Origin of the sequence: Streptomyces tubbatahanensis, from assembly GCF_022699385.1 — a bacterium.
GTDB lineage: Bacteria > Actinomycetota > Actinomycetes > Streptomycetales > Streptomycetaceae > Streptomyces > Streptomyces diacarni.
On sequence record NZ_CP093846.1, the window covers coordinates 7,039,372 to 7,059,589 of the forward strand.

Sequence of the window (20,218 nt, forward strand, 5' to 3'; positions counted from 1 at the left end):
GTCGGTGCTCACAACGCCGCTGCGGCGCGGGACGGGCTGGGCCCCGTCCCCGCGCCGCAGCGGCGCCGACCGGCTGTACGCGACCGGTGTGTCAGTCCTCGGCCCAGCCGTGCTGCTTCCCGAACTGCACGAGCCTGCGCCGGATATCGAGGATCTGCGTCCCGGTCAGTCCCGGCGCGGATTCCAGCAGCAGCTCCGTCACCGACCTGGTGTACTCGGCGACGCTGAGCACGTCACACAGGGGATCGTCCGGATCGTCCGAGCGGACGGAGGCCGACGCCTCCCGGGCCGCACCGGCGGCGGAGGGCGCAGGTGCGAACGGCGACATGCTCTCCGCATTGTGCAGAAGGCGGACCGAGGAGGCCTTCAGCCCGCGGTCGCCGTCCTCGATCTCGAATTCGACCGCCACGCCGGTGTGCACGGAGGACTCCGGCACCATCAGATCGTTCGCGTGCAGGAAGACGTCCTCGCCCCCGTGTTCCGGCGCGATGAACCCGTAACCCCGCGCACCGTCGAACCGGACAACTCGACCAGCAACCATGTTTCCACCTCAACCACATCCCCGGGCCCCGTGCCCGGACACCTGGCCGGGATCCTAGCGAAGCAGGGCCGCGAGGGGTACGGCAGGTGACGGCGCCCCCGGCGGGCGCCGCGGGGGAGCCCCATAGCCCCAGGTCACCCCGGGGGGACGCGGCGCTGGATGGGGGGTCTGCGAAAGCCGTTTGGATGGATTGTTCATCGGGAGGTTTACCGGGGCGCCGGTTGGGCACGGGCCCCATGCCGGGTCTCTTCTCAGAGCCCCGATCCCCCATTTTTGTCAGGACGGTTTCCGCCTGCCGACGGGTCCGGAAACCGGGGAGAAGGCGCGCATGTTCACCATCCTGCTCATCGCCGGTCTCGGCGTGGTCCTCGCGGTCGCCGTCGGGCTCGCGTTCCGTTTCAGGCAGGAGGTGGCGGACCGGGACGGAGAAGACCTCCAGGGCCGCTTCGGTCCTGAGTACGACCGCACCCTGGCCCGCCGCCGCGGCGACGTGCGGACCACCAGGCGAGAGCTGCGCGTCCGGCTCAAGCGGTACGCCCAGCTCCAGGTCCTGCCGCTCGACCGGGCCGCGCGCGAGCACTACCTCGCCCGGTGGACCGCGCTGGAAGAGGACTTCTCCACCGATCCCGGCCGGGCGCTCGACGCGGCGGAGGTCCTGCTGACACAGCTGGCTGCCGAGCGCGGCTACCCCGCCCAGGCACCCTTCGAGGACCTGGCCGCCGCGCTGTCTGTCCACCACGCCCGCCGCGTCCACGGGTACCGGCGCGTCCACGAGGCAGCCCGCGCCGCGCACGACGACCACCGGGTGACGGAGGACGCGCGCGCCGCCCTCCTCTCCGCCGGAGCCCTCTTCGACTCGCTGCTCACCGCGCGGGCGAGCGTCAGCACAGCGCCGGCCCGGCGCGCCGCGGGAGCGGTCCGCCCGCGGATCAGCTGACCGGCACCGGGCGCGTGCACCCACCGGGGCGGGTGCCGGACGAGTCTCCACCGGGGAGGCTCGCGGCGGTGCCGCCCCGTCCGCCGCGCCGGACCGCGACGCGGTGCGGGACGGGGGCGGGGGCCTCGCCCGGCTTGTGGGCGCTCGTCGATACGGAGTGGTACTGATATGGGTGTGAACCCTACCCCTCCCGGTCATCACGCCCGCGATACCGCACAGCGGGCGAGCGAGGTCATCGAACTGCTGGAGGTGCTGTGGGAACGCGGCAGGAACGCCGCGTCCACCACCCCCGTCTCGCCGTCGCAGCTGAGGGTCATGTACTGCGTCGACCGCGACGAGGGAATGAACCTCCGCGCGCTGGGTGAGGCGCTGGGTTCCGCGCCGTCGTCGGTGAGCCGGCTGTGCGACCGGCTGGAGGCGATCGGCTTCGTGGAACGCTCTCCCAGCCCCACCAGCAGACGGGAGTTGGAGCTGCGGCTGACCGGGCGCGGCCGCGCCTACCTGACGGATCTGCGCGAGCAGCGTGAGGAGGCGCTGCTGGAGATGCTGGGCGCCATGCGGGTGCGGGAACGCGAGGCGCTGCTCAAGGGGTTGCGGGGCTTCGTCGACGCCACGGGAGGCGCCCTGGTGCCCCGCCCCTCAGCGGCCCCTTCCGCCGACACCGCGCTCAGGCCCGCCTGATCCGGCCCCGAGCCCGGTACGCGGCCCGCGAGCTGTTGCGGCCGCGTCGCCGCGGTCCCACCCGTCTGCGGGCCGGACGTCTTGGCCCCGCGAAGGCAGGAGGGGACCCCGCGACGGCACGAGGGGGCCCGCGGGGGCACGAGGGGCTACCCACACCGGCGTTCACTCCATAGGGTGTCGTCACTCGACACATGTGAGGGGGCGCAGTGTCCTATCCGGGACCGCCGTACCAGCAGGGACGGCCCGCGAACGACTCCAACACGCTGAGCATCGTGGGCATCGTGCTCGGCGCCATCGCCTTTCTCTTCTGCCCGCCGGGTTTCGGTATCGCGGGCCTCATCTGCGGCCTCGTCGCGAAATCCAAACAGGAGCGGCTCGCGGGCACGGCGATCGGCGTCTCCATAGCCGGCATTGTCATCGGCATGGCGATCGGCTTCCTCTTCTTCCGCAGCATGTACGGAGGTTGACCCGCCGCTCGGAACACCCCTGACACCCCCGCGCGTTGGGCCGCCGGGGGTTTGGGCGCCGTCCGACCGGCAACCCGCCGCCCATGGCTGACCCTGTGAAGAACGCGAAGACAGACAGTGCGAAGAAGCCCGCGGCGGCCACGCGGACGGTCGCCGAGGCGGGCGGAGCCGCGGGCTCGGCGGGAGAGGCCGTGAAGAGGAAGGGAGAGGCCGCCAAGAACACGTTGGCGTCCGCGACCTCCACGGCGAGTGCGGCGGCCACGGCCGGACTGGTCGCGGTCACACAGCGCAAGAAGATCGCCGCCGGAGCGGGCGGGAGTCTGCTGGCGCTCCTGGCAGGCGCCTTCGCGCTGGGGCGTACGACGACGCGCAGAAGGACGGGTCCGCTGACACGTCTGACGGGTGGCCGCATCTGATGCCGTGCCCGCACCGAGGCCGGAGGGGCAGGTGAAGCCCCTCCGGCCTCGGCGTTTGACCGGGGGCTGGGGGCCGGTGAACGGGGCCGGCGCCGCCGGCTCCGGTGTGCGGGCGCGCGCGACGGCCGTGAGGCGGGCGCCGCCCCGCTCAGCGCCGGGTGGTGTCCCTCTCAGCGCCGGGCGCCGCCCCGCTCAGCGCCGGGTGGTGCCCCGGCGGCCGACGCGGCGGCTGCTGCGCCGGTAACCGAACGGGCCGGGAAGGTTCATCGACGTCGTGCGGCGGCCACGGGAACCGTAGGTCCGGCGCGGCCCGCCGGGACCGCCCGTTTTGAAGGAGACCGACCGGCGGTTGATGTTCATCCGTATCCCCGGCAGAATCCGGATGCTCTTCCGGAAAGTGAGCCCCATGGTTCCTCCCTCTCGGGTGCAGACACGGTCCGGGTACCCGGCACCGCAGGTGGCAAGCCGGTGAGCGGCGTCGGACGCGGGACGGCACGAAGGGACGAGGGCGATGCGGGTGCTGGCCGTGCAGAACACGCCCCGCGGCGGGCCGGGCCGGGTCGGTGACTGGCTGGAGGAATCCGGCCTCGCCGTGGACGTCGTGCACGCGTACGAGGGCGAGGCCGTGCCGTCCCGGCTGACGCGTTCCGCGCTCGTGGTGCTCGGAGGCGGGTTCATGCCCGACGACGACGCGCGCGCACCCTGGCTCGCCGCGACGCGCGGGCTCGTGGCGGCGGCGCTCGCCGAGCGGACACCCCTCCTGGGTATCTGTCTGGGCGGGCAGATGCTGGCGCACGTGGCGGGCGGCAAGGTCGCGGCCGGGCACGGGGCCCCGGAGATGGGCAGCACGGCCCTCAGCGTGCGGGCCGAGGCGGCGGCCGATCCGCTCTTCCACTCGCTGCCCGAGCGGGTGACGGCGATCGAGCGGCACGTGGACGCGGTCACCTCGCTGCCTCCCGGCGCGGTCTGGCTGGCGCGCAGCGACCGCTGCCCGTACCAGGCCTTCCGCGTGGGGGAGCGGGCCTGGGGTGTGCAGTTCCATCCGGAGACGGCGCCCGAGCGGCTGCTGACCTGGGACGCCGCGCGCCTCGCCGCGCACGGTCACGACCGGCGGGCGCTGTACCGCGGGGCCGAGGAGGACGCGCGGACGGCGACGCCCGTCTGGCGCGAGGTGACCCGCCGGTTCGCCGCACTGGTACGGGAAGAAGCGGAAGCCGAACGGTGAGCCCATGCCACGCGCGGGTGACCTGACCCGGTGTCCGGTCACCCGCGCGGCGAGCCTCACATTCCGGGCCCCGAAGTCCCAGACCTCAGGGCCGGGGCCTCAGATCCCTGCCCCCGCGGAGGTGACCGCGGTGGGCTTCGGGGCGTCCTCGTCCAGGACGGAGTCGTCCTCGACCCGGGCGCCGGGGAGGTGGTGCCGGGCGGCGATCAGCGCGGCGTCGACGTCGCGGGTGCCGGTGGACACGCACAGGGTGTAGGCCACGTCGTTGAGGCGCTGCTGGGATTCGGGTGAACCGTCCTCGGCGTGCAGGGCGCTGAGCGCCTCGTACTGCTCGACGAGATCGCGGAGAACGGCGGGATGTGCCATCAGCATGGTGATCGTGCTCCCTTGCGGGTCGGTGTCGCCGTCGGCGGTCAGGCGCGGGCCGTGCGGGCGCCCGCGGCGCAGCGCGGGCGTGCGGGCCTGCGGTCGTGTTCGACCTGGTGGCGGACGTGCTCGAAGCTCTTGCTCAGCAGCCGGGAGACGTGCATCTGCGAGATGCCCAGCTCCTTGCCGATGCGGGACTGCGTCATGTCGCGGAAGAAGCGCATGTACAGCACGCGGCGCTGGCGCTCGGGCAGGTCGCGCAGGCAGGGCTTGACGGCTTCCTTTGCGACGACGGTCTCGTAGTCGGGCTCGCTGTGGCCGAAGGTGTCGGCCAGCGAGAAGCCGTCGTCGGAGTCACCGGTCGAGGCGTCCAGCGACAGGGAGCGGAAACTCCCGATGGCCTCCAGTCCGGCCTCGACGTCCTCCTGCGAGAGGCCGGTGTGAGCGGCTATCCGCTCGGCGGAGGGTGTGTGGTCGTCGACCGCCGAGCTCAGCTCCCGTATCGCGGTACGCACCTTGTTGCGCAGTTCCTGGACGCGACGCGGCACGTGTACGTCCCAGGTGTGATCGCGGAAGTGGCGGCGGATCTCTCCGGTGATGGTGGGGACGGCGAACGGCACGAACGGGGTGCCGTGGGACGGGTCGTAGCGGTCGACGGCCTTGACGAGGCCGAGCGCCGCGACCTGTTCGAGGTCTTCGAGGGACTCTCCGCGGCTGCGGTACTTGGCCGCCAGCCGGTGGGCCATGGGCAGCCACGCCTCGACGATCCTGCTGCTCAGCTCCTCCCGCTCGGGGCCCTGGGGGAGAGCGGTGAGCCGCTCGAACTCCCTGGTCGTGTCGGGGGCGTCGGCATGGCTGTGACGTGCTCGCTGCGGGCGGTACCGTACGGCGCACATGGGATCTGGCTCCTTGCGGTCTCGCTTGTTCTCGGACCAACCGCGGGAGGAGCTGCGCCCGGGTCTCGACACACCCGGGGCGACTGTGTGCGGTCGCCTCCCGCGGATGTGCCTGTACTCCCAAGCACTCGGCGTCTCGTATAACCCGTGTGGCGGGTGGCAAACCCACGTGCCGCCGAACTTTTTTCTGTCGCGGTGCGGCCGCGGCGCCGCCGGTGCCCGCCGCGGTGCCCCCGGACGCCGCTCCCGGGCCCGCAGCGGGCCGCCTGGAGCGGGCCACCGCGGGCCGCTACCGGTAGAGCACGGACTGGATCTTCGGGTCGTCGAGGTTCTTCCGGTCGTACCAGTAGAAGCCCGTGTTGATGGTCTTCGGCAGCTTCTCGCCCCTCTTCGCCTTGAGGGCCGCCTTCACCACCTCGCGGCCGATGGCGAGCGGGTCCTGGGTGATGGCGCCGAGCATCTCGCCCCGCTCGATGGCGTCGATCTGCCCCTTGCCCGAGTCGAAGCCGACGGTCTTGATGTCCTTGCGGCCGCTCTCCTTGACGCCCTGGATGACGCCCATGGCGGAGCCCTCGTTGGTGCCGTAGATGCCGTCGACGTCGGGGTTCGCGGTGATGATGGCCTTGGTGATGTCGGCCGACTTGGTCTGGTCGCCCCCGCCGTACTGCACGGGCAGCAGCTCGATACGGGGCGCGTGCTTGTCCATCCACCGCACGAAACCGTCGCGGCGGTCGATGCCGGAGCCGCTGGTCTGGCTGTGCGCGACGACGGCGACCCGGCCCTTTCCGCCGAGGGCCTTCGCCAGGTGCTCGGCGGCTTCGGCGGCGGCCGCCTTGTTGTCGGTGGCCACGGTGGTCAGCGGAATCTCGCTGTCCACCCCCGAGTCGAAGGCGATGACGGGAATGTCCTCGCGCGCGGCTTTGCGCAGCATCGGTTCGGTGGCCCGGGAGTCGAGCGCGGCCAGCCCCAGCGCGTCGGGGCCCCTGCCGACGGCGTTGGTCACCTGGGTCACCTGCGTCTCGACGTCGCTCTCGGTCGCGGGGCCCTGGAAGGTGATCTCGGCGCCGCGCTCCTTGGCCTCCTGTTGCGCACCCTTCTTGACCGACTGCCAGAACTGCTGCTGGAAGCCCTTGGAGACGATCGCGATGGAGGGCTTGCCGCCGCTCGCGTCCTTCGAGGCGCCGCAGCCGCTGAGCGCCAGCATCAGGGCCGCCGCGACGAGCGCCGCACTGCGCCGGTGCCGCATGGTCATCGAACTCGCACTCCCTCGGTGATACGGGACACTCGGACTCCCTCGGTGGTACGGGGCGGGCGCGGGGCGCTCAGGCCGCCGCACGCTTGCGCGCCCTGTCGGCGTAGACGGCCACGACGATGACGGTGCCGAGGATGACGTTCTGCCACTCCTGGGGCACGGCCAGCACCTGGAGGCCGTTGTTGAGCACCGAGATGATCAGCGCGCCGATGACCGTGCCGACGATGGAGCCCTTTCCGCCGCTCAGCGAGGTGCCGCCGATGACGACCGCGGCGATGGCCTGGAGTTCGTACCCCATGCCGGTGGCGGGCTGGGCCGAACCGAGCCGGGCGGAGATCAGCACGCCGGCCAGCCCGATGAACAGTCCGGCAAGGGTGTAGATGACGATCTTCCACTTGCGGACGTTCACGCCCGAGAGCGCGGTGGCCTCCTCGTTGCTGCCGATGGCGTAGGTGTAGCGGCCCAGCACCGTACGGCTGAGTGCCACGCCCGCGACGATGGCGACGGCGGCCATGATCAGCACCGCGTTGGGGAAGTCGGCCCCGGGGATGATGCTGCCGGTGGAGATGTCGGTGTAGGCGGTGGAGTCGAAGTAGATCGGCGCGCTGCCCGAGATGACCAGGGCGAGCCCGCCGGCCACCAGCATCATCGCGAGCGTGGCGATGAACGGCGGCAGCCCGAGCACGGCGATGTTGAGCCCGTTGACGAAACCGATGAGCGCGCCGAACACCAGGGTGCCCAGGACGCCGACGACGATCGGCAGCCCCATGTTGGTGATCAGCACGCCGGAGACGACCGCGCACAGCGCCATGCCGGTGCCGACCGACAGGTCGATGCCGCCCGTGATGATCACGAAGGTGGCGCCGAGCGCGAGCGTGCCGATCACCACGGTCGCGAAGAGGATCGAGGTGATGTTGCCGTAGCTGAGGAAGATGGGGTCGGCGATCGCGAAGAACACGCAGATCACCACCAGGCTGCCGAACGCCAGGAACTGCTGGAGGCGGTCCTTGAGGGTGCCGCCGCTCCCGGTCCCCCGGTCGCCTGCCGCGGGCCGGTCCTGCTGGGGCGCCGGGGGTGCCGTCTCGGCTGTCATCACGTGCCTGCCTCGGGGGTGCGGGGACGGGTGCTGTCGTGGGCTGCGGCAGGCGCCGTCGGCGCGCCGGGCCGCAGCGTCGCGTAGTGCATGACCTGTTCCTGGGTGGCCTCGTGCGCGGCGAGTTCGCCGGTGATGCGGCCTTCGGCCATCACCAGTACGCGGTGTGCCATGCGCAGCACCTCCGGGAGCTCGGAGGAGATCACGATGAGGGACTTCCCCTGCTGGGCCAGCTCGTTGAGGAGGCGGTAGATCTCCTCCTTCGCGCCGACGTCGATGCCGCGGGTCGGCTCGTCGAAGATCAGCACGTCGCACTCCTTGACGAGCCACTTGGCGAGCACGACCTTCTGCTGGTTGCCGCCGGAGAGGTTCTTGACCCTCTGACCGACCGAGGGGGTCCTGATCCGCAACGCGTCGACCAGCTCCTCGGCGCGGCTGCGGATCGCCCGGTCGCGGACGAAGCCGAAGGAGGTGAAGCGCTCCTTGAGCGAGCTGAGCGCCATGTTGGTGTCGACGCCGTCCTCGACCAGCAGTCCGAGCTGCTTGCGGTCCTCGGACAGGTAGCCGATGCCGTGCCGTGCCGCCTGGGCCGGGTTGGCGATCCGCACGCGCCGCCCCCGCAGGGTCACCGTTCCCGAGGTGACCGGATCGGCGCCGACCAACGCCCTGGCCACCTCGGTGCGGCCGGCGCCCATCAGCCCGGCGAAGCCGAGGATCTCTCCCTCCCTCAGCTCGAAGGTGACGTCGTCGAGCAGCGCCTTGGTGCTCAGCCCGGACACCGACAGCAGCGTCTCGCGGTCCTGGCGCACGTTCTGCGGTCCCGCTCCGGTGTCGAGTTCCCGGCCGACCATCCGCGCGATCACCTCCCGCGTCGAGACCTGGTCGGTGCGCAGCGTCTCGACGTACCGGCCGTCGCGGATCACGGTGACGCGGTCGCACAGGGAGGTCAGCTCCTCCATGCGGTGGGAGATGTAGACGACGCCGGTCTCCGGGCGCAGGAAGCGGCGGATGAGCTGGTGCAGGGCCCGCACCTCCGCGTCGTTGAGCGCGGCCGTCGGCTCGTCCATGATCAGAACGCGCGGGTCGTGGGAGAGTGCCTTGGCTATCTCGACCATCTGCTGCTGGGCGACGGTGAGGGAAGCGACGGTGCGGCGCGGGTCCAGCGGGAGCGCGAGCCGGTCGATCAGCTCCTGGGCGCGGGAGTTGAGCGCCCGGTGGTCGAGCACGAAGCCCGCCTTGCGCGGTTCACGGCCGAGGAAGATGTTCTGCGCGACCGTGAGGTCGGGCATCAGGTTGAACTCCTGGTGGATGATGCCGATGCCCTGTTCCCTGGCGTGCCGCGGGCCGGTGACGTGCAGCGGCTCGCCGTCGAGGAAGAAGCTGCCCGTGTCGGGGGTGTGGAGGCCGGTGAGCAGCTTCATCAGCGTCGACTTGCCCGCGCCGTTCTCCCCGACCAGGGCGAGCGCCTCACCGTGCCGCAGGTCGAGCCGCATCCCGTCCAGCGCACGGACGCCGGGGAAGCTCTTGGTGACCCCCTCGACGCTCAGCAGCGTCCTTTCCCCGGCGCCGCCGCGGGGCGCGTCCCTGGTGTCCTGGCTCGTGGCGTCCATCAGCGCTCTCCTGCCACCTGGGAACGTGCGGCGGGGACGCCGGCCGGGACGCTGGCGGGGAAGGTGCCGGTGGAGGGCGCACCGGCTCGCGCGGGCGCGGCGGGATGCCCTCTGGCGCCGGGCCGGGGCGGGAACCCCCCGCCCGTGCGGGGGTGGATGTCGGTCAGCACGACGACTCCTGTCGAAATCGATTTCAGGGAGTGTAGGAACGGCACTTCGGCGGGTCAACAGTTGCGCGCGATTCGCCGAGCCAGTGAGACGTTGACGATGAAATCGATTTCTGCCAGCCTGCGCGCATGGCCCTCAACGCAGTCCTGGGCGTGGACATCGGCACCTCCAGCAGCAAGGGCGTCCTGGTCGCACCGGACGGCACACTGCTGCGCTCCGCCGTCCGCGAGCACACCGTCGACCGGCCGGCGCCCGGGCACGTGGAGATGGACGCCGGAACCTGGTGGCACGAGTTCGTTTCGCTCTCCCGCGAGCTGACCGCACCCGGCGACGCCGAGGTGGTCGCCGTCGGGCTCAGCGGCATGGGCCCCTGCGTCCTGCTCACCGACGCCGACGACACTCCCGTGCGCCCGGCGATCCTCTACGGCGTCGACACCCGCTCCGTGGACCAGATCGACCGGCTCGAGGAGGAACTGGGCACCGAGCAGATCCGCGCCCGTTGCGGCTCACAGCTCTCCAGCCAGGCGGCCGGACCCAAGATCGCGTGGGTCGCCGAGGAGGAACCGGAGCGCTACGCCCGCGCCCGCCGCCTCTACATGCCCAGTTCCTGGCTGGCCCGCAAGCTCACCGGCGCCTACGTCCTCGACCACCACTCGGCGAGCCAGGCCACCCCGCTCTACGACATCCACGCGCTGGACTGGTACGCGCCGTGGGCCGCGCGCGTCGCCCCCGGCCTGGAGCTCCCGCCGCTGCGCTGGTCCGGTGAGGCGGCCGGCACCCTCACCGCCGAGGCGGCGCGGCAGACCGGGCTGCGCCAGGGCATTCCCGTCACCACCGGGACCGTCGACGCCTGGGCCGAGGCCCTGAGCGTCGGCGCGCACCAGGTGGGCGACCTCATGCTGATGTACGGCACGACGATGTTCCTCGTCCACACCGTCCCCGAGCCGCTCACCGACCCGGCGCTGTGGAGCACCGTCGGCGCCCTGCCCGGCACCCGCAACCTCGCGGGCGGCATGGCCACCTCGGGCGCCGTCACCGGCTGGCTGCGCGACCTGTTCGGCGACACCGACTACGCCGGACTCCTCCGGCTGGCCGAGCGGTCGGGGCCCGGTGCGGGCGGGCTGCTGATGCTGCCGTACTTCGCGGGGGAGCGCACCCCGGTCATGGACCCGCACGCGCGCGGCGTCATCGCGGGGCTGACCCTCTCGCACACCCGGGGCGACCTGTACCGGGCGGCCCTGGAGGCGACCGCCTACGCCGTCCGGCACAACATCGAGGCCCTGCGGGCGGCCGGCGGCGACATCCGCCGGGTCGTCGCGGTGGGGGGCGGCACCCAGGGCGGCCTGTGGACCCGCATCGTCTCCGATGTCACCGGACAGCCGCAGGAGCTGCGCACGACGTCCGTCGGCGCCAGTTACGGGGGCGCGCTGCTCGCCGCGCAGCTCGTCGGCGACGCGGCGATCGACGACTGGAACCCGGTACGGGAGGTCGTCACACCGCAGCCGGAGAACGCCGCCCGGTACGACGAGCTCTACGAGCTCTACCGCGCCCTGTACCCGGCCACGGCCGGGACGGTCCACGCCCTGGCCGCCCACCAGAACCGCTGACGCGCCCGCCCGGATCCCGTACGTCTCCGCCCCGGGAGCGTCGGCCGCCGTCGCCTGGCGCGGGTCTCACCCGCCCGTTCCGTGTTCGGCCAGCGGGCCGATGCCCCAGCCGGCCGCACGGCAGCGCGCCACCAGGTAGGGGAGGGCCGCCAGCGTCACGTGCCAGGAGCCCGGGGCGCTGTTGCGGTCGCTGTCGTGCAGCAGGACGGTCGCGCCACCGGTGAGCCGCTTGCACAGGTCGCTCAGCACGCTGTCGGTGTCGGCGCGGGCCTGCCAGTCGCGGCCCCACGCCGTCCACAGCACAGGGCGCAGCCCGAGTCGCCGTGCGGCCCGCCAGCGGGTGGCGGTCAGCACGCCGAACGGCGGCCGGTACCAGCGCGGTTCGGCGCCCGCGGTCTCCCGCAGGGCGAGGACGGCCCGCTCCAGATCCCTGCGCTCGGCGACGGGACGCGGCAGCCACGGCGGCTGGTGTTCCCAGCAGTGCACGGCCAGCTCGTGGCCCTCGGCGGCCATGGTCCGCACGAGAGCGGGGTGGCGGCGCACGGCGGCCCCCTGGAGGAAGAACGTCGCGCGGACGCCCAGGTGGTCGAGTGCGCGCAGGAAGTGCGGGGTCGAGCGCACGTCGGGGCCGTCGTCGAACGTCAGTGCGACGTGCCGCGGGCTGCCCCGCCCGTCCAGCGCGGGGAAGAGGGCGGCGCGTACCGGCGGCAGCCAGGTCGCGGCGGGGACGATGTGCCAGGCCGCCACCGCCACGGGTGCGGCCGCCGCTGCCAGCAGGGCGCGGCCGCGCCTCACCACGTCTCCTCCCGGCTCACCGCGTCCCCTTCCCGCTCACCACATCTCCTCCTGGCTCTCCTCCTCGCCGGAGTCCCCCGCCACGGCGGGCGAGCGGGCGAGCTGGACGCTGCCCACGCTGATCAGCGCGAGGGCGACCAGTTCGGGCACCACCAGCCAGCCCAGCGTCAGCCGCTCGTCGAACAGGGTCGCGCCCAGCACCACGCTCAAGAACGCGTCGCCCAGCGTCAGCGCGGGCTGCGAGGCCACCAGCGTGCCGGCGTGCAACGTCAGTTGCAGCAGCAGGAATCCGGCCACGCCCGCGACCACCACGCCGTAGGTCTGCCACGCCGTCAGCAGCCGTACGAGCCCGTCGTCGGCGAACCGCGAGATCGCGTCCTTCATCAGCGCGGCCGTCACCCCGAACAGCACGGCCGTCGCCGATCCCAGCACGGTCGCGCGCGGCGCCGACGGCAGCCGGAAGGCGACCACGACCAGCGCCACCACCAGCGCCACCACCAGGGGGGCCGCCAGCAGCCACCGGCCGTCGGGCACCGACGCCTTGCCGCCCGACGGCCACACCAGCGCCAGCAGCGCCGCCAGCCCTACGACCATTGCCACGAACGCGCCCCACGCCCGGCGTCCCGGGCGCTGCCGGAAGATCAGGCTGCCCAGCATCAGAGTGAACAGCAGTTCGGTCGTCATCACCGGCTGCACCACGGCCAGCGGCCCGGTGGCCAGCGCACCCGCCTGGCACACCCCGGACGCCACCAGCGTCACCGCACCCCACAGCCACACCGGGCGGCGCAGCAGGTGCGGCAGCCACGACAGCCGCCGCCCGGAGGGGCCCGGCCCCTCGACGGCCGCGGCCCGCCGCTGGAGCACCGAGGCGGCGGCGTTACCCAGCGCCGCGAGCAGCGCCAGCACGAGGGAGACCGCCGTCCACCACACGCGCGCCCTACCCGAAGCGCTGGGCGAGCGAGCGGAAGACGGTGGGCGCCGCGCCGTGCAACCAGGCGGGCATCGCCATCCAGGACGGCACGTACGCGTTGGGGCGGCCCGTGTGCAGCGCACGGCAGACGGCCCCGGCGACCCGCGTGGCGGGCACCGGCCTGGGGCGGTCGCGGTGATAGGGCGTGCCCCGGCGCTGGAAGAACGGCGTCTCGACCGCCCCGGGGAGCACCATCGAGACCCGCACGCCGCTGGATGCCAGCTCGTAGCGGAGGCTGTCGGCGAACGTGGCCAGACCGGCCTTCGTCGCCGCGTACACCGCCTCGCCGCGCACTCCGACGCTGCCCGCCACGGAGCCGATGAGGACCACACGGCCGCAGCGCCGCTCCACCATCCCCGGCAGCACCAGCCGCACCAGGTGCAGCGTGGCGTTCAGGTTGACGGTGAGCAGCGCGTCGATGTCCTGTGCCGGCATCGCCGTGAACGGCCCGGCCCAGCCAAGGCCCGCGCCCGCCACCAGCGCGTCCACCCGCCCGCTGTGGACCAGCGCCTCCTCGGCGAGCCGCTCGCGCGCCCGCGGGTCGGCGAGATCGGCCGGGAGCGGCACACCGCCCGTACGGGCGGCGACGTCCTCCAGCCGTTGTCCGTCCCGCCCGTTGAGCAGCAGCCGCCAGCCCCCGTCGGCGGCCAGCCGCTCGGCGACGGCCGTACCGATGCCCGAGGAGGCACCGGTCACCAGGGCCACCGGACGGCCCCCGTCCCCGCCTCCGGCGCGCGGACGCGGCCGTGCCTGTTCCGGGGGGTGCGCCTGCTCGGGCGCGTACGTGTGAGCGGCGGACGACGAGAGCGATGGCGAAGACGGCGGGGAGGGCGGCGGCGCGGAGGGCCGTCGACGGGTCGTGCCGGGCGGTCGCGCGCTCAGGAGCCCAGGTGCCTGACGGCGGTCGGATCTGCCGAGCCTGTCGAACACGAGACGCCTCCGGTGAGCAGTACGGACCGCAACGGGGCCACCGACCTGGGCCGGGACACAGGCGGGCCCTGGATCCAGCATGCTGGCAACCGGTCCGCGCACCCGTCCGGAGCCGTGCCCCGGCCCGGCCGAACCACCTGTTCGGCTCTCCCGGCCCGAGCGCGTCGCGCGCCCAGGACCGCTGCGCGGCAGGTGGCCCGCGGCACCGACCGAGTGTCGGTACCGCGCTGCCCGGAAGCGAACAGCACACTGGTGGAGGGGTGACCGCGCGCCCGTCCGCGGCGTGTGCGGGGCCACCCGCGGAACCTGGGGCGGCATCCCGGGCCGTACCGCCCCGGTCGCCCGACACGGCCTCCGACGACCTCTGGAGCCCCATGCCGCACCGCTTCCTGCTGCTGAGTGCCGGCATGGGTGCGGGGCACGACGCGGTCGCACACGAACTCGCGCACCGGCTGCGCGCCCGCGGCCACCACACCGCCGTCCGGGACATCCTCACGCTGCTGCCCGCGGGCACCGGGCGGGCGCTGCGCACCGGCTACCGCGCCACCGTGCGCCACCTGCCCGGCCTCTACGGCGCCGTGTACGCCGGCTTCCTGGCCACGGGGCCCGCGACACCGGGCCCGCGCCCCAGCAGCGCCCCGCTGGCGGCGCTCGCCGAACGCCCGCTGCTGCGGACCGTCGCCCAGTGGCGCCCCGACGTCGTCGTGCCGACCTTCCACCTGTGCGCCCAGGTGACCGGACGCCTGCGGGCCCGGGGAGCGCTGTCCGCGCCCGCCGCCGTCGTCGTGGTGGACTTCGCCGTCCACCGAGGCTGGCTGCACTCCGGCAACGACCTGCACCTGTGCGTCACCGAGGGCGCCGCCCGCCAGGTGCGGGCCGCCACCGGACGCCGCGCCCGCACCACAGGGCCCGTGGTGCCCGCGGGCTTCTTCGCCCCCGCGGACCCGGACAGCCACTGGCGCGCCCAGCTCGCCCGGCATACCGCCGCATCGCCCGGACGGGGCGCGCCTTACGCGGGGCGGCCCGCCGTGCTGCTGTCCACCGGGGCGTGGGGGGTCGGCACCCGGCTCCTGGAGACGGCGCGGCACCTGACGGGCCACGGCTTCCTGCCCGTGCTGCTGTGCGGCAACGACGAGGGTCTGCGCCGCCGCGCCGCCGGCGTGCCGGGCGTGCTGCCGCTCGGCTGGGTGACCGACCTGCCCGAGCTGATGGCCGTCGCCGACGTGCTGCTCGACAACGCCGCCGGGCAGACCGCCGCGCAGGCACTGGCCGCCGGGCTGCCCGTGGTCGGCCACCGGCCCCTGCCGGGGCACGCCGTGGCCGGGGTACGGGCCATGGCGCGGGCCGGACTCTCGCGCCACGCGCACGGCGCGGGAGAGCCCGCCAGTGCGGTACGGGCGCTGGCGGCCCCGGGGCCCGTGCGCTCCGGGCAGATCGCGGCCGCACGAGCCGCCTTCCGCGACGACGCCGCGGTGGAGCTGGAGCGGCTCGCGACGTCGACCGAGGCCCGCGGGGACTGAGACCCGCGCCCGGCCGGGGAGCGGGCCGGCCGGGAGGGGGCGGACCGGCGGCCGGGGAGTGGGCCGGTCGGGGAAGGGGCCCGGCGGCTGTCGACGGACTGTTCGTGATCTTGTCCGAAGCCCCCCTATCCGATTCCTTGATCAACTCTTACTGTGTCAGCTGTCCACCCGTCACTTTCCGAACAGACACGACCACTTCACGACCCCGAACGGTCATGGGAGAGCCATGTCCGGCTCCGGGTGCCGTGCACGCCCCGAACGGAGAACGCGACGACCGTGTCCCTTTCCGAGCCCCTCACCCTCGACCCCACCGGCAGCGATCACCACGGTGAACACCGGACGTTGCGTGCGCGAGGCCCGGCGACCCGGGTCGACATCCTCGGCGTCACCGCCTGGTCCGTGTCCGAACCCGCGCTGCTCAAGAAGCTGCTGACAGGACCCGACGTCTCCAAGGACGGCCGTCAGCACTGGCCGCGCTTCGCCGAGACCGTGGCCACGTGGCCGCTCGCCCTCTGGATAGCCGTCGAGAACATGTTCACCTCATACGGCGGCGACCACCGCAGGCTCCGCCGCATGGTCGCGCCGTCCTTCAGCGCCCGACGGGTCGCCGCCCTGGGGGAACGCGTCGAGCGCATGGTCGACGACCTGCTCGACGAGCTGGCCGCCACCCCCGACGGGCAGGCCGCCGATCTGCGCGAGACCCTGTGCTACCCGCTGCCGATCCGGGTGATCAGCGAGCTGATGGGGGTGCCGGAGGCGCGCCGCGAGGGCTTCCGCGAACTGGTCGACAGCGTCTTCTCCACCACGCTCGGGCCGGAGGAGGCCGCTGCCAACACCGTCAAGCTCTACGAGGCGCTGGACGCGCTCATCGTCGAGAAGCGGGAACACCCGGGCGACGACATGACCTCCCTCCTGATCGCCGCGCGGGACGAGGAGGGGGACGGCTCCGCACTGTCGGAGACCGAACTGCGCGACACGCTGCTGCTGATGATCAGCGCGGGCTACGAGACCACCGTCAACCTTCTCGACCAGGCCATCACCGCGCTGCTGACCCACCCCGAGCAGCTGGCACACGTTCGCGAGGGGCGTGCGACCTGGACCGACGTGGTGGAGGAGACCCTCCGCTACGAGCCCGCCGTCAAGCACCTGCCGCTGCGGTTCGCCGTGCGCGACATACCGCTGCCCGACGGACAGGTGATCAACAAGGGCGACGCGGTCCTGCCCTCCTACGCGGCCGCCAACCGTCACCCCGACTGGCACGGTCAAAGCGCCGACTCCTTCGAGCTGACCCGCTCAGCGCCGGGACCCGAACACCTCGCCTTCGGATACGGCGCCCACTTCTGTCTGGGCGCACCGCTCGCCCGGCTGGAGGGAACGACGGCGCTGGAGAAGTTCTTCGCCCGCTTCCCCGAAGCCGAACTCGGCGTTCCCGTCACGGAACTGCGTCCGGTGCCGTCCCTGATCACCAACGGGCACCAGACCCTGCCGGTGGTGCTGCGCCCCGCAGGGTGACGCCCCCGCGCTCCGGCGGCAGCGGCCGGCGCGTGCCGCCGCGGGGCGGCGGGCGCCGGCCGCGGGTCACCGCTCCTCGCCGGAACCCGGCTCGGCCATCCTGCGGTGCGCCTGTGCCTTCGCGCTGTCCGGCAGCGCGGTGCCGGCCGCGGCCTGCGCCCTGGTCTTCAGCGACCCGGTGACGACCTTGTCCTTGCCGGCCAGCAACGCCTCGTACCCCTGCCGCGCGACGGTGACCGGGTCGTCCTTCTCGCTCTGGCCGACCTTGGTGTCGAGCATGTCGGCCCGTTCGAAGAACTCCGTCTCCGTCGGGCCCGGCATCAGCGAGGTGACGGTCACGCCGGTGCCCGCGAGCTCGTTGCGCACCGCCAGTGCGAAGGACTGGAGGAACGACTTGGAGGCGTTGTAGACGGCCTGGAAGGAGCCCGGCATCATCGCCGCGATGGAGGAGCTGATCAGCACCCTGCCCTCGCCCCGCCCTGCCATGTCGGCCAGCACCCGCTTGGCGAGACGGAGGGTGGAGGTGATGTTCAGCTCGACGATGCCGAGCTCGTCGTCGAGGTCGTTCTCGATGAACGGCCCGCCCTGCCCGACGCCCGCGTTCAGCACGGCCACCGTCAGGGGGCGCCCGCCCTCCGTGACGGTGGCCCACAGCCGTTCGACGCCCTCGCGCCGCCGCAGGTCCTCCTGTACCGCCTGCACCCGCTCCGCGCCGGCCGCCCGCAACCGCTCGGCCGCCTGTTCGATGTCCGCGTCCTCGGCGCACACGATCAGCGCGTGGCCCCGCTCGGCGAACTCGCGCGCCAGCTCGTACCCGATACCGCTCGATGCGCCCGTCACCAGGACCGTCCCCGGGGACCGCGCCGTCTTCTCCGCATTGCTCACAGCCATGCCGCCAGGGGTACCCCGCCCCGGGCGCCGGGCACCGGTTCCGGCGCGCGAATCCCCGGGGCGGGCGCCAGCCAGGTGCCGACCGGGCCGCGGCGGCTTCAGGGGCTTCAGGTGTGGATGGCCAGCTTGAACTGCGCGTGGACGAGGTGGCGCGGGCGGCCGTCGTTGTGTGCCACACGAAGCGCCAACGGCACGTTTGGATGGACGAACAACTCGTGATGCTTGGTGAAGCACTGCATACCGGGGGAGGGGCGCCGGTGGTCCGTCGCCGTCGTGTTCACCGGATCGTCCGTGAGGCCGAGCGGGTCACGGACCATCTGGTCGCGCAGCTCGCTGTAGTCACCGGCCTCCCACTGGATCATCGCCGTCAGCGCGCCCCAGCCGCCGACCGAGGGCCAGATCAGCCCCGAGCGGTCCTCGGCACGCCAGTCGGTGACCTCCTCACCGTCCGGCTGCCGCACCTGGTGCATGCCCTCGGCGTCGTAGGACTCACCGCCCCCGAACGGAAACCGCACCACGTGGTACTCGCCGTCGGCGGCGAATCTCTGACGCTCGTTCAGTATCAAAGAGCAGACGGGTATCGGCATCGGCTCGCTCCTTCCTCGACGTCACCGGCCCGCCGCCCCAAGACGGCGGGCTCCTGCCGCGCGGGAACCAGGATGCGCCGCCGGTAGCACCTCTGGCGATGGGTCCGACGCCCCTCGCCCCGCGGAGCGCGCTCCCGACGCGACCGCTCAGGTGCGCCCCTCCCGCTCCTGGGCGCTCTCCAGGACGTTCTCGACGGGCACCCAGTCGGCGCGCAGCACGGCGAACCCCGCGCGCTCGTAAGCGGCGCACACCTGCGCGTCGTCGTCCACGACGAGCGCGACGGTGTGCTCCCTGGCCAGCCGCCGCAGCAACTCGACCTTGGTGACGCGCGCGGGGCGGCGGTCGGCCGCCCCGCGCATCAGCAGCGGCCCCGGCGGCAGGCGCTGCGCGTCCAGGCACGCCACCGTGTCGGCACGGCAGCGCTCGGGCCGCCCGGTGACGTACGCCAGCCGGTGGTCCCCGGCCGCCTCCCTCGCCAGGGCGACCCCGTCGGCCAGCGGAGGGTCGTCGACGGCCGCGGCGAAGAAGGCGTCCCAGTCCCGTGGCCGCCTCCGCAGGTGGGGCAGCCGGTGCCGGACATCGGCCAGCGTCCCGTCCAGGTCGAACACCGCCAGGCCCGCGTGCACCGTCACTCTCCTTCCGCGGCAGCCCCGCACGACCGCCGGTGGCCGTTTCCGCCGGCTGCTTGTCCTGTCGGGAAGGCCAGATGCTCGTCCTGTCGGGAAGGACGGTAGCCCCGCCACGGGGCCGGGGACGAGCCGGGCGGTGCCGTGCGGCTGCCGGAGGGCGGGCCACGGGCGCCCGGAGGGTGGGGGTTCCTGTGCGTCAGGTTGACACGTAACTAAAAGGTTGCCAATCTGAGGGTGAGGGGGTCGGATGGAATGGATGAGGTGTTCAAGGCACTCGCGAACGCGAGCCGAAGGCGGCTGCTGGACCGGCTCAACGAGCGGGCCGGACAGAGCCTGCTCGAACTGTGCGCGGGGCTGGGCATGACCCGGCAGGCGGTGTCCAAGCACCTGTCGGTGCTGGAGGGCGCAGGCCTGGTCACGGCCGTCCGGCGCGGCCGGGAGAGGCTGCACTACCTCAATCCCGTGCCCATCCACGAGATGGCCGACCGCTGGATCGGCCAGTACGAGCGGGGCCGGATGGCCGCGCTCGGCAACCTGAAGCAGGCCCTGGAAGGAACGGCGATGAGCAAGCCCGAGTTCGTCTACACGATCTACATCCACACCACGCCCGAGAAGCTCTGGGAGGGGCTCACCAGCCCGGAGTTCCTGAAGCAGTACCACGGGGGCTGGGCGCCCTCTTCCGACTGGAAGGCCGGCTCGAAGGTGCTGTGGCCCCTCGAGGACGGCGGCGAGCCGCAGGATCTCGGTCAGGTCGTCACCGAGGCGGAGCCCGGCAAGCGGCTCGCCTACACCTGGCACACGCTGCAGCCGATGCACCAGGAGATGTTCGGCATGAGCGACGCCGAGTTCGCCGAGGCGGTCAAGGAGCGCTCGAAGGTCACCTTCGACATCGAGCCGGCCGAGGAGCCGGGGATGGGCGTGAAGCTGACCCTCACCCACGACGGCTTCACCTCGGCCGACTCCAAGATGCTCGAGGGCGTCAGCGGCGGCTGGACCATGATGATGTCGGAGCTGAAGACGCTCCTGGAGAAAGCCTGATCCGCTTCCGCCCCCGGCCCGGCACGAGGCGCACGCGGACGGGCTCGTGGCACCGCGGCGGTGCGGTGCCGGCACACCGGCCCGGG

22 protein-coding genes are annotated in these 20,218 nt (G+C 73.0%); 9 read left to right on the forward strand and 13 right to left on the reverse strand.

The window, feature by feature from the left end; translation table 11 throughout:
• Positions 1–91: 91 nt before the first annotated feature.
• Positions 92–541, reverse strand: coding sequence for a cold-shock protein (locus tag MMF93_RS30160; protein WP_242756328.1), 450 nt, complete (start codon positions 539–541; stop codon positions 92–94).
• Positions 542–869: 328 nt separating this feature from the next.
• Here MMF93_RS30160 and MMF93_RS30165 point away from each other — a divergent pair, with 328 nt between their 5' ends.
• The 4 genes from MMF93_RS30165 to MMF93_RS30180 all read left to right on the forward strand — a co-directional run bounded on the left by MMF93_RS30165 (position 870) and on the right by MMF93_RS30180 (position 3,042).
• Positions 870–1,478 carry a hypothetical protein gene (locus MMF93_RS30165; RefSeq protein WP_242756329.1) on the forward strand — a complete coding sequence of 203 codons (609 nt, stop codon included), beginning with the start codon at positions 870–872 and terminating at the stop codon, positions 1,476–1,478.
• Positions 1,479–1,646: 168 nt separating this feature from the next.
• Positions 1,647–2,159: a MarR family winged helix-turn-helix transcriptional regulator gene (locus MMF93_RS30170; RefSeq protein WP_242756330.1), complete on the forward strand. Its 513-nt coding sequence runs from the start codon at positions 1,647–1,649 to the stop codon at positions 2,157–2,159.
• 206 nt (positions 2,160–2,365) lie between these two features.
• Positions 2,366–2,626 (forward strand): hypothetical protein, encoded by a 261-nt coding sequence (locus tag MMF93_RS30175; protein WP_242756331.1) that lies wholly within the window; start codon positions 2,366–2,368, stop codon positions 2,624–2,626.
• A gap of 83 nt (positions 2,627–2,709) precedes the next feature.
• The gene (locus MMF93_RS30180; RefSeq protein ID WP_242756332.1) at positions 2,710–3,042 is read left to right on the forward strand and encodes a hypothetical protein; all 333 of its coding nucleotides are present in this window, start codon (positions 2,710–2,712) and stop codon (positions 3,040–3,042) included.
• Between the two features lie 192 nt (positions 3,043–3,234).
• Here the strand turns inward: MMF93_RS30180 and MMF93_RS30185 are convergent, their stop codons facing one another.
• Positions 3,235–3,450, reverse strand: coding sequence for a DUF4236 domain-containing protein (locus tag MMF93_RS30185; protein ID WP_242756333.1), 216 nt, complete (start codon positions 3,448–3,450; stop codon positions 3,235–3,237).
• Positions 3,451–3,553: 103 nt separating this feature from the next.
• Between MMF93_RS30185 and MMF93_RS30190 the strand changes: the two genes are divergently transcribed.
• Positions 3,554–4,267, forward strand: a complete 714-nt coding sequence (locus MMF93_RS30190; protein ID WP_242756334.1) for a type 1 glutamine amidotransferase — start codon at positions 3,554–3,556, stop codon at positions 4,265–4,267.
• A 99-nt stretch (positions 4,268–4,366) separates the two neighbouring features.
• Here the strand turns inward: MMF93_RS30190 and MMF93_RS30195 are convergent, their stop codons facing one another.
• The 5 genes from MMF93_RS30195 to MMF93_RS30215 form a co-directional block, all read right to left on the reverse strand.
• The gene (locus MMF93_RS30195) at positions 4,367–4,639 is read right to left on the reverse strand and encodes a DUF5133 domain-containing protein (RefSeq protein ID WP_242756335.1); all 273 of its coding nucleotides are present in this window, start codon (positions 4,637–4,639) and stop codon (positions 4,367–4,369) included.
• Between the two features lie 41 nt (positions 4,640–4,680).
• Entirely contained in the window at positions 4,681–5,529 is an 849-nt protein-coding gene (locus tag MMF93_RS30200) for a SigB/SigF/SigG family RNA polymerase sigma factor (RefSeq protein WP_242756336.1), read from the reverse strand.
• A gap of 289 nt (positions 5,530–5,818) precedes the next feature.
• Positions 5,819–6,781: an ABC transporter substrate-binding protein gene (locus tag MMF93_RS30205; RefSeq protein ID WP_242756337.1), complete on the reverse strand. Its 963-nt coding sequence runs from the start codon at positions 6,779–6,781 to the stop codon at positions 5,819–5,821.
• 70 nt (positions 6,782–6,851) lie between these two features.
• The gene (locus tag MMF93_RS30210) at positions 6,852–7,874 is read right to left on the reverse strand and encodes an ABC transporter permease (protein ID WP_242756338.1); all 1,023 of its coding nucleotides are present in this window, start codon (positions 7,872–7,874) and stop codon (positions 6,852–6,854) included.
• Entirely contained in the window at positions 7,874–9,484 is a 1,611-nt protein-coding gene (locus MMF93_RS30215) for a sugar ABC transporter ATP-binding protein (RefSeq protein ID WP_242756339.1), read from the reverse strand. Before MMF93_RS30215 ends, MMF93_RS30210 begins: the two co-directional genes overlap by 1 nt.
• A 296-nt stretch (positions 9,485–9,780) precedes the next feature.
• On the opposite strand from MMF93_RS30215, the gene MMF93_RS30220 reads away from it, so the two are divergent.
• Positions 9,781–11,259 carry an FGGY-family carbohydrate kinase gene (locus MMF93_RS30220; RefSeq protein ID WP_242756340.1) on the forward strand — a complete coding sequence of 493 codons (1,479 nt, stop codon included), beginning with the start codon at positions 9,781–9,783 and terminating at the stop codon, positions 11,257–11,259.
• A 66-nt stretch (positions 11,260–11,325) separates the two neighbouring features.
• Here the strand turns inward: MMF93_RS30220 and MMF93_RS30225 are convergent, their stop codons facing one another.
• From MMF93_RS30225 to MMF93_RS30235, 3 genes are read right to left on the reverse strand one after another with little or no spacing between them, the layout of a single operon-like run.
• Positions 11,326–12,054, reverse strand: a complete 729-nt coding sequence (locus MMF93_RS30225) for a polysaccharide deacetylase family protein (protein WP_242756341.1) — start codon at positions 12,052–12,054, stop codon at positions 11,326–11,328.
• A 36-nt stretch (positions 12,055–12,090) separates the two neighbouring features.
• Complete coding sequence (locus MMF93_RS30230; protein WP_242756342.1) at positions 12,091–12,984, reverse strand: DMT family transporter; 894 nt, start codon at positions 12,982–12,984, stop codon at positions 12,091–12,093.
• 7 nt (positions 12,985–12,991) lie between these two features.
• Positions 12,992–13,729 (reverse strand): SDR family NAD(P)-dependent oxidoreductase, encoded by a 738-nt coding sequence (locus MMF93_RS30235; protein WP_242756343.1) that lies wholly within the window; start codon positions 13,727–13,729, stop codon positions 12,992–12,994.
• Between the two features lie 599 nt (positions 13,730–14,328).
• Between MMF93_RS30235 and MMF93_RS30240 the strand changes: the two genes are divergently transcribed.
• Together MMF93_RS30240 and MMF93_RS30245 are read left to right on the forward strand one after the other, a co-directional pair.
• Positions 14,329–15,474: an MGDG synthase family glycosyltransferase gene (locus tag MMF93_RS30240; RefSeq protein WP_242756344.1), complete on the forward strand. Its 1,146-nt coding sequence runs from the start codon at positions 14,329–14,331 to the stop codon at positions 15,472–15,474.
• 276 nt (positions 15,475–15,750) lie between these two features.
• On the forward strand, positions 15,751–16,986 hold the full coding sequence (locus MMF93_RS30245; RefSeq protein ID WP_242756345.1) for a cytochrome P450 family protein: 1,236 nt from the start codon (positions 15,751–15,753) through the stop codon (positions 16,984–16,986).
• 66 nt (positions 16,987–17,052) lie between these two features.
• Here MMF93_RS30245 and MMF93_RS30250 read toward each other — a convergent pair whose 3' ends face one another.
• From MMF93_RS30250 to MMF93_RS30260, 3 genes are all read right to left on the reverse strand, one after another.
• Complete coding sequence (locus MMF93_RS30250; protein WP_242756346.1) at positions 17,053–17,877, reverse strand: SDR family NAD(P)-dependent oxidoreductase; 825 nt, start codon at positions 17,875–17,877, stop codon at positions 17,053–17,055.
• 107 nt (positions 17,878–17,984) lie between these two features.
• Positions 17,985–18,464, reverse strand: a complete 480-nt coding sequence (locus MMF93_RS30255) for a hypothetical protein (RefSeq protein ID WP_242756347.1) — start codon at positions 18,462–18,464, stop codon at positions 17,985–17,987.
• 147 nt (positions 18,465–18,611) lie between these two features.
• A complete protein-coding gene (locus MMF93_RS30260; RefSeq protein WP_242756348.1) occupies positions 18,612–19,097 on the reverse strand; it encodes a phosphatase domain-containing protein in 486 nt (161 codons plus the stop codon).
• Between the two features lie 249 nt (positions 19,098–19,346).
• Between MMF93_RS30260 and MMF93_RS30265 the strand changes: the two genes are divergently transcribed.
• Positions 19,347–20,132, forward strand: a complete 786-nt coding sequence (locus MMF93_RS30265; RefSeq protein WP_242756349.1) for an ArsR/SmtB family transcription factor — start codon at positions 19,347–19,349, stop codon at positions 20,130–20,132.
• The last annotated feature ends 86 nt before the right edge of the window (positions 20,133–20,218 follow it).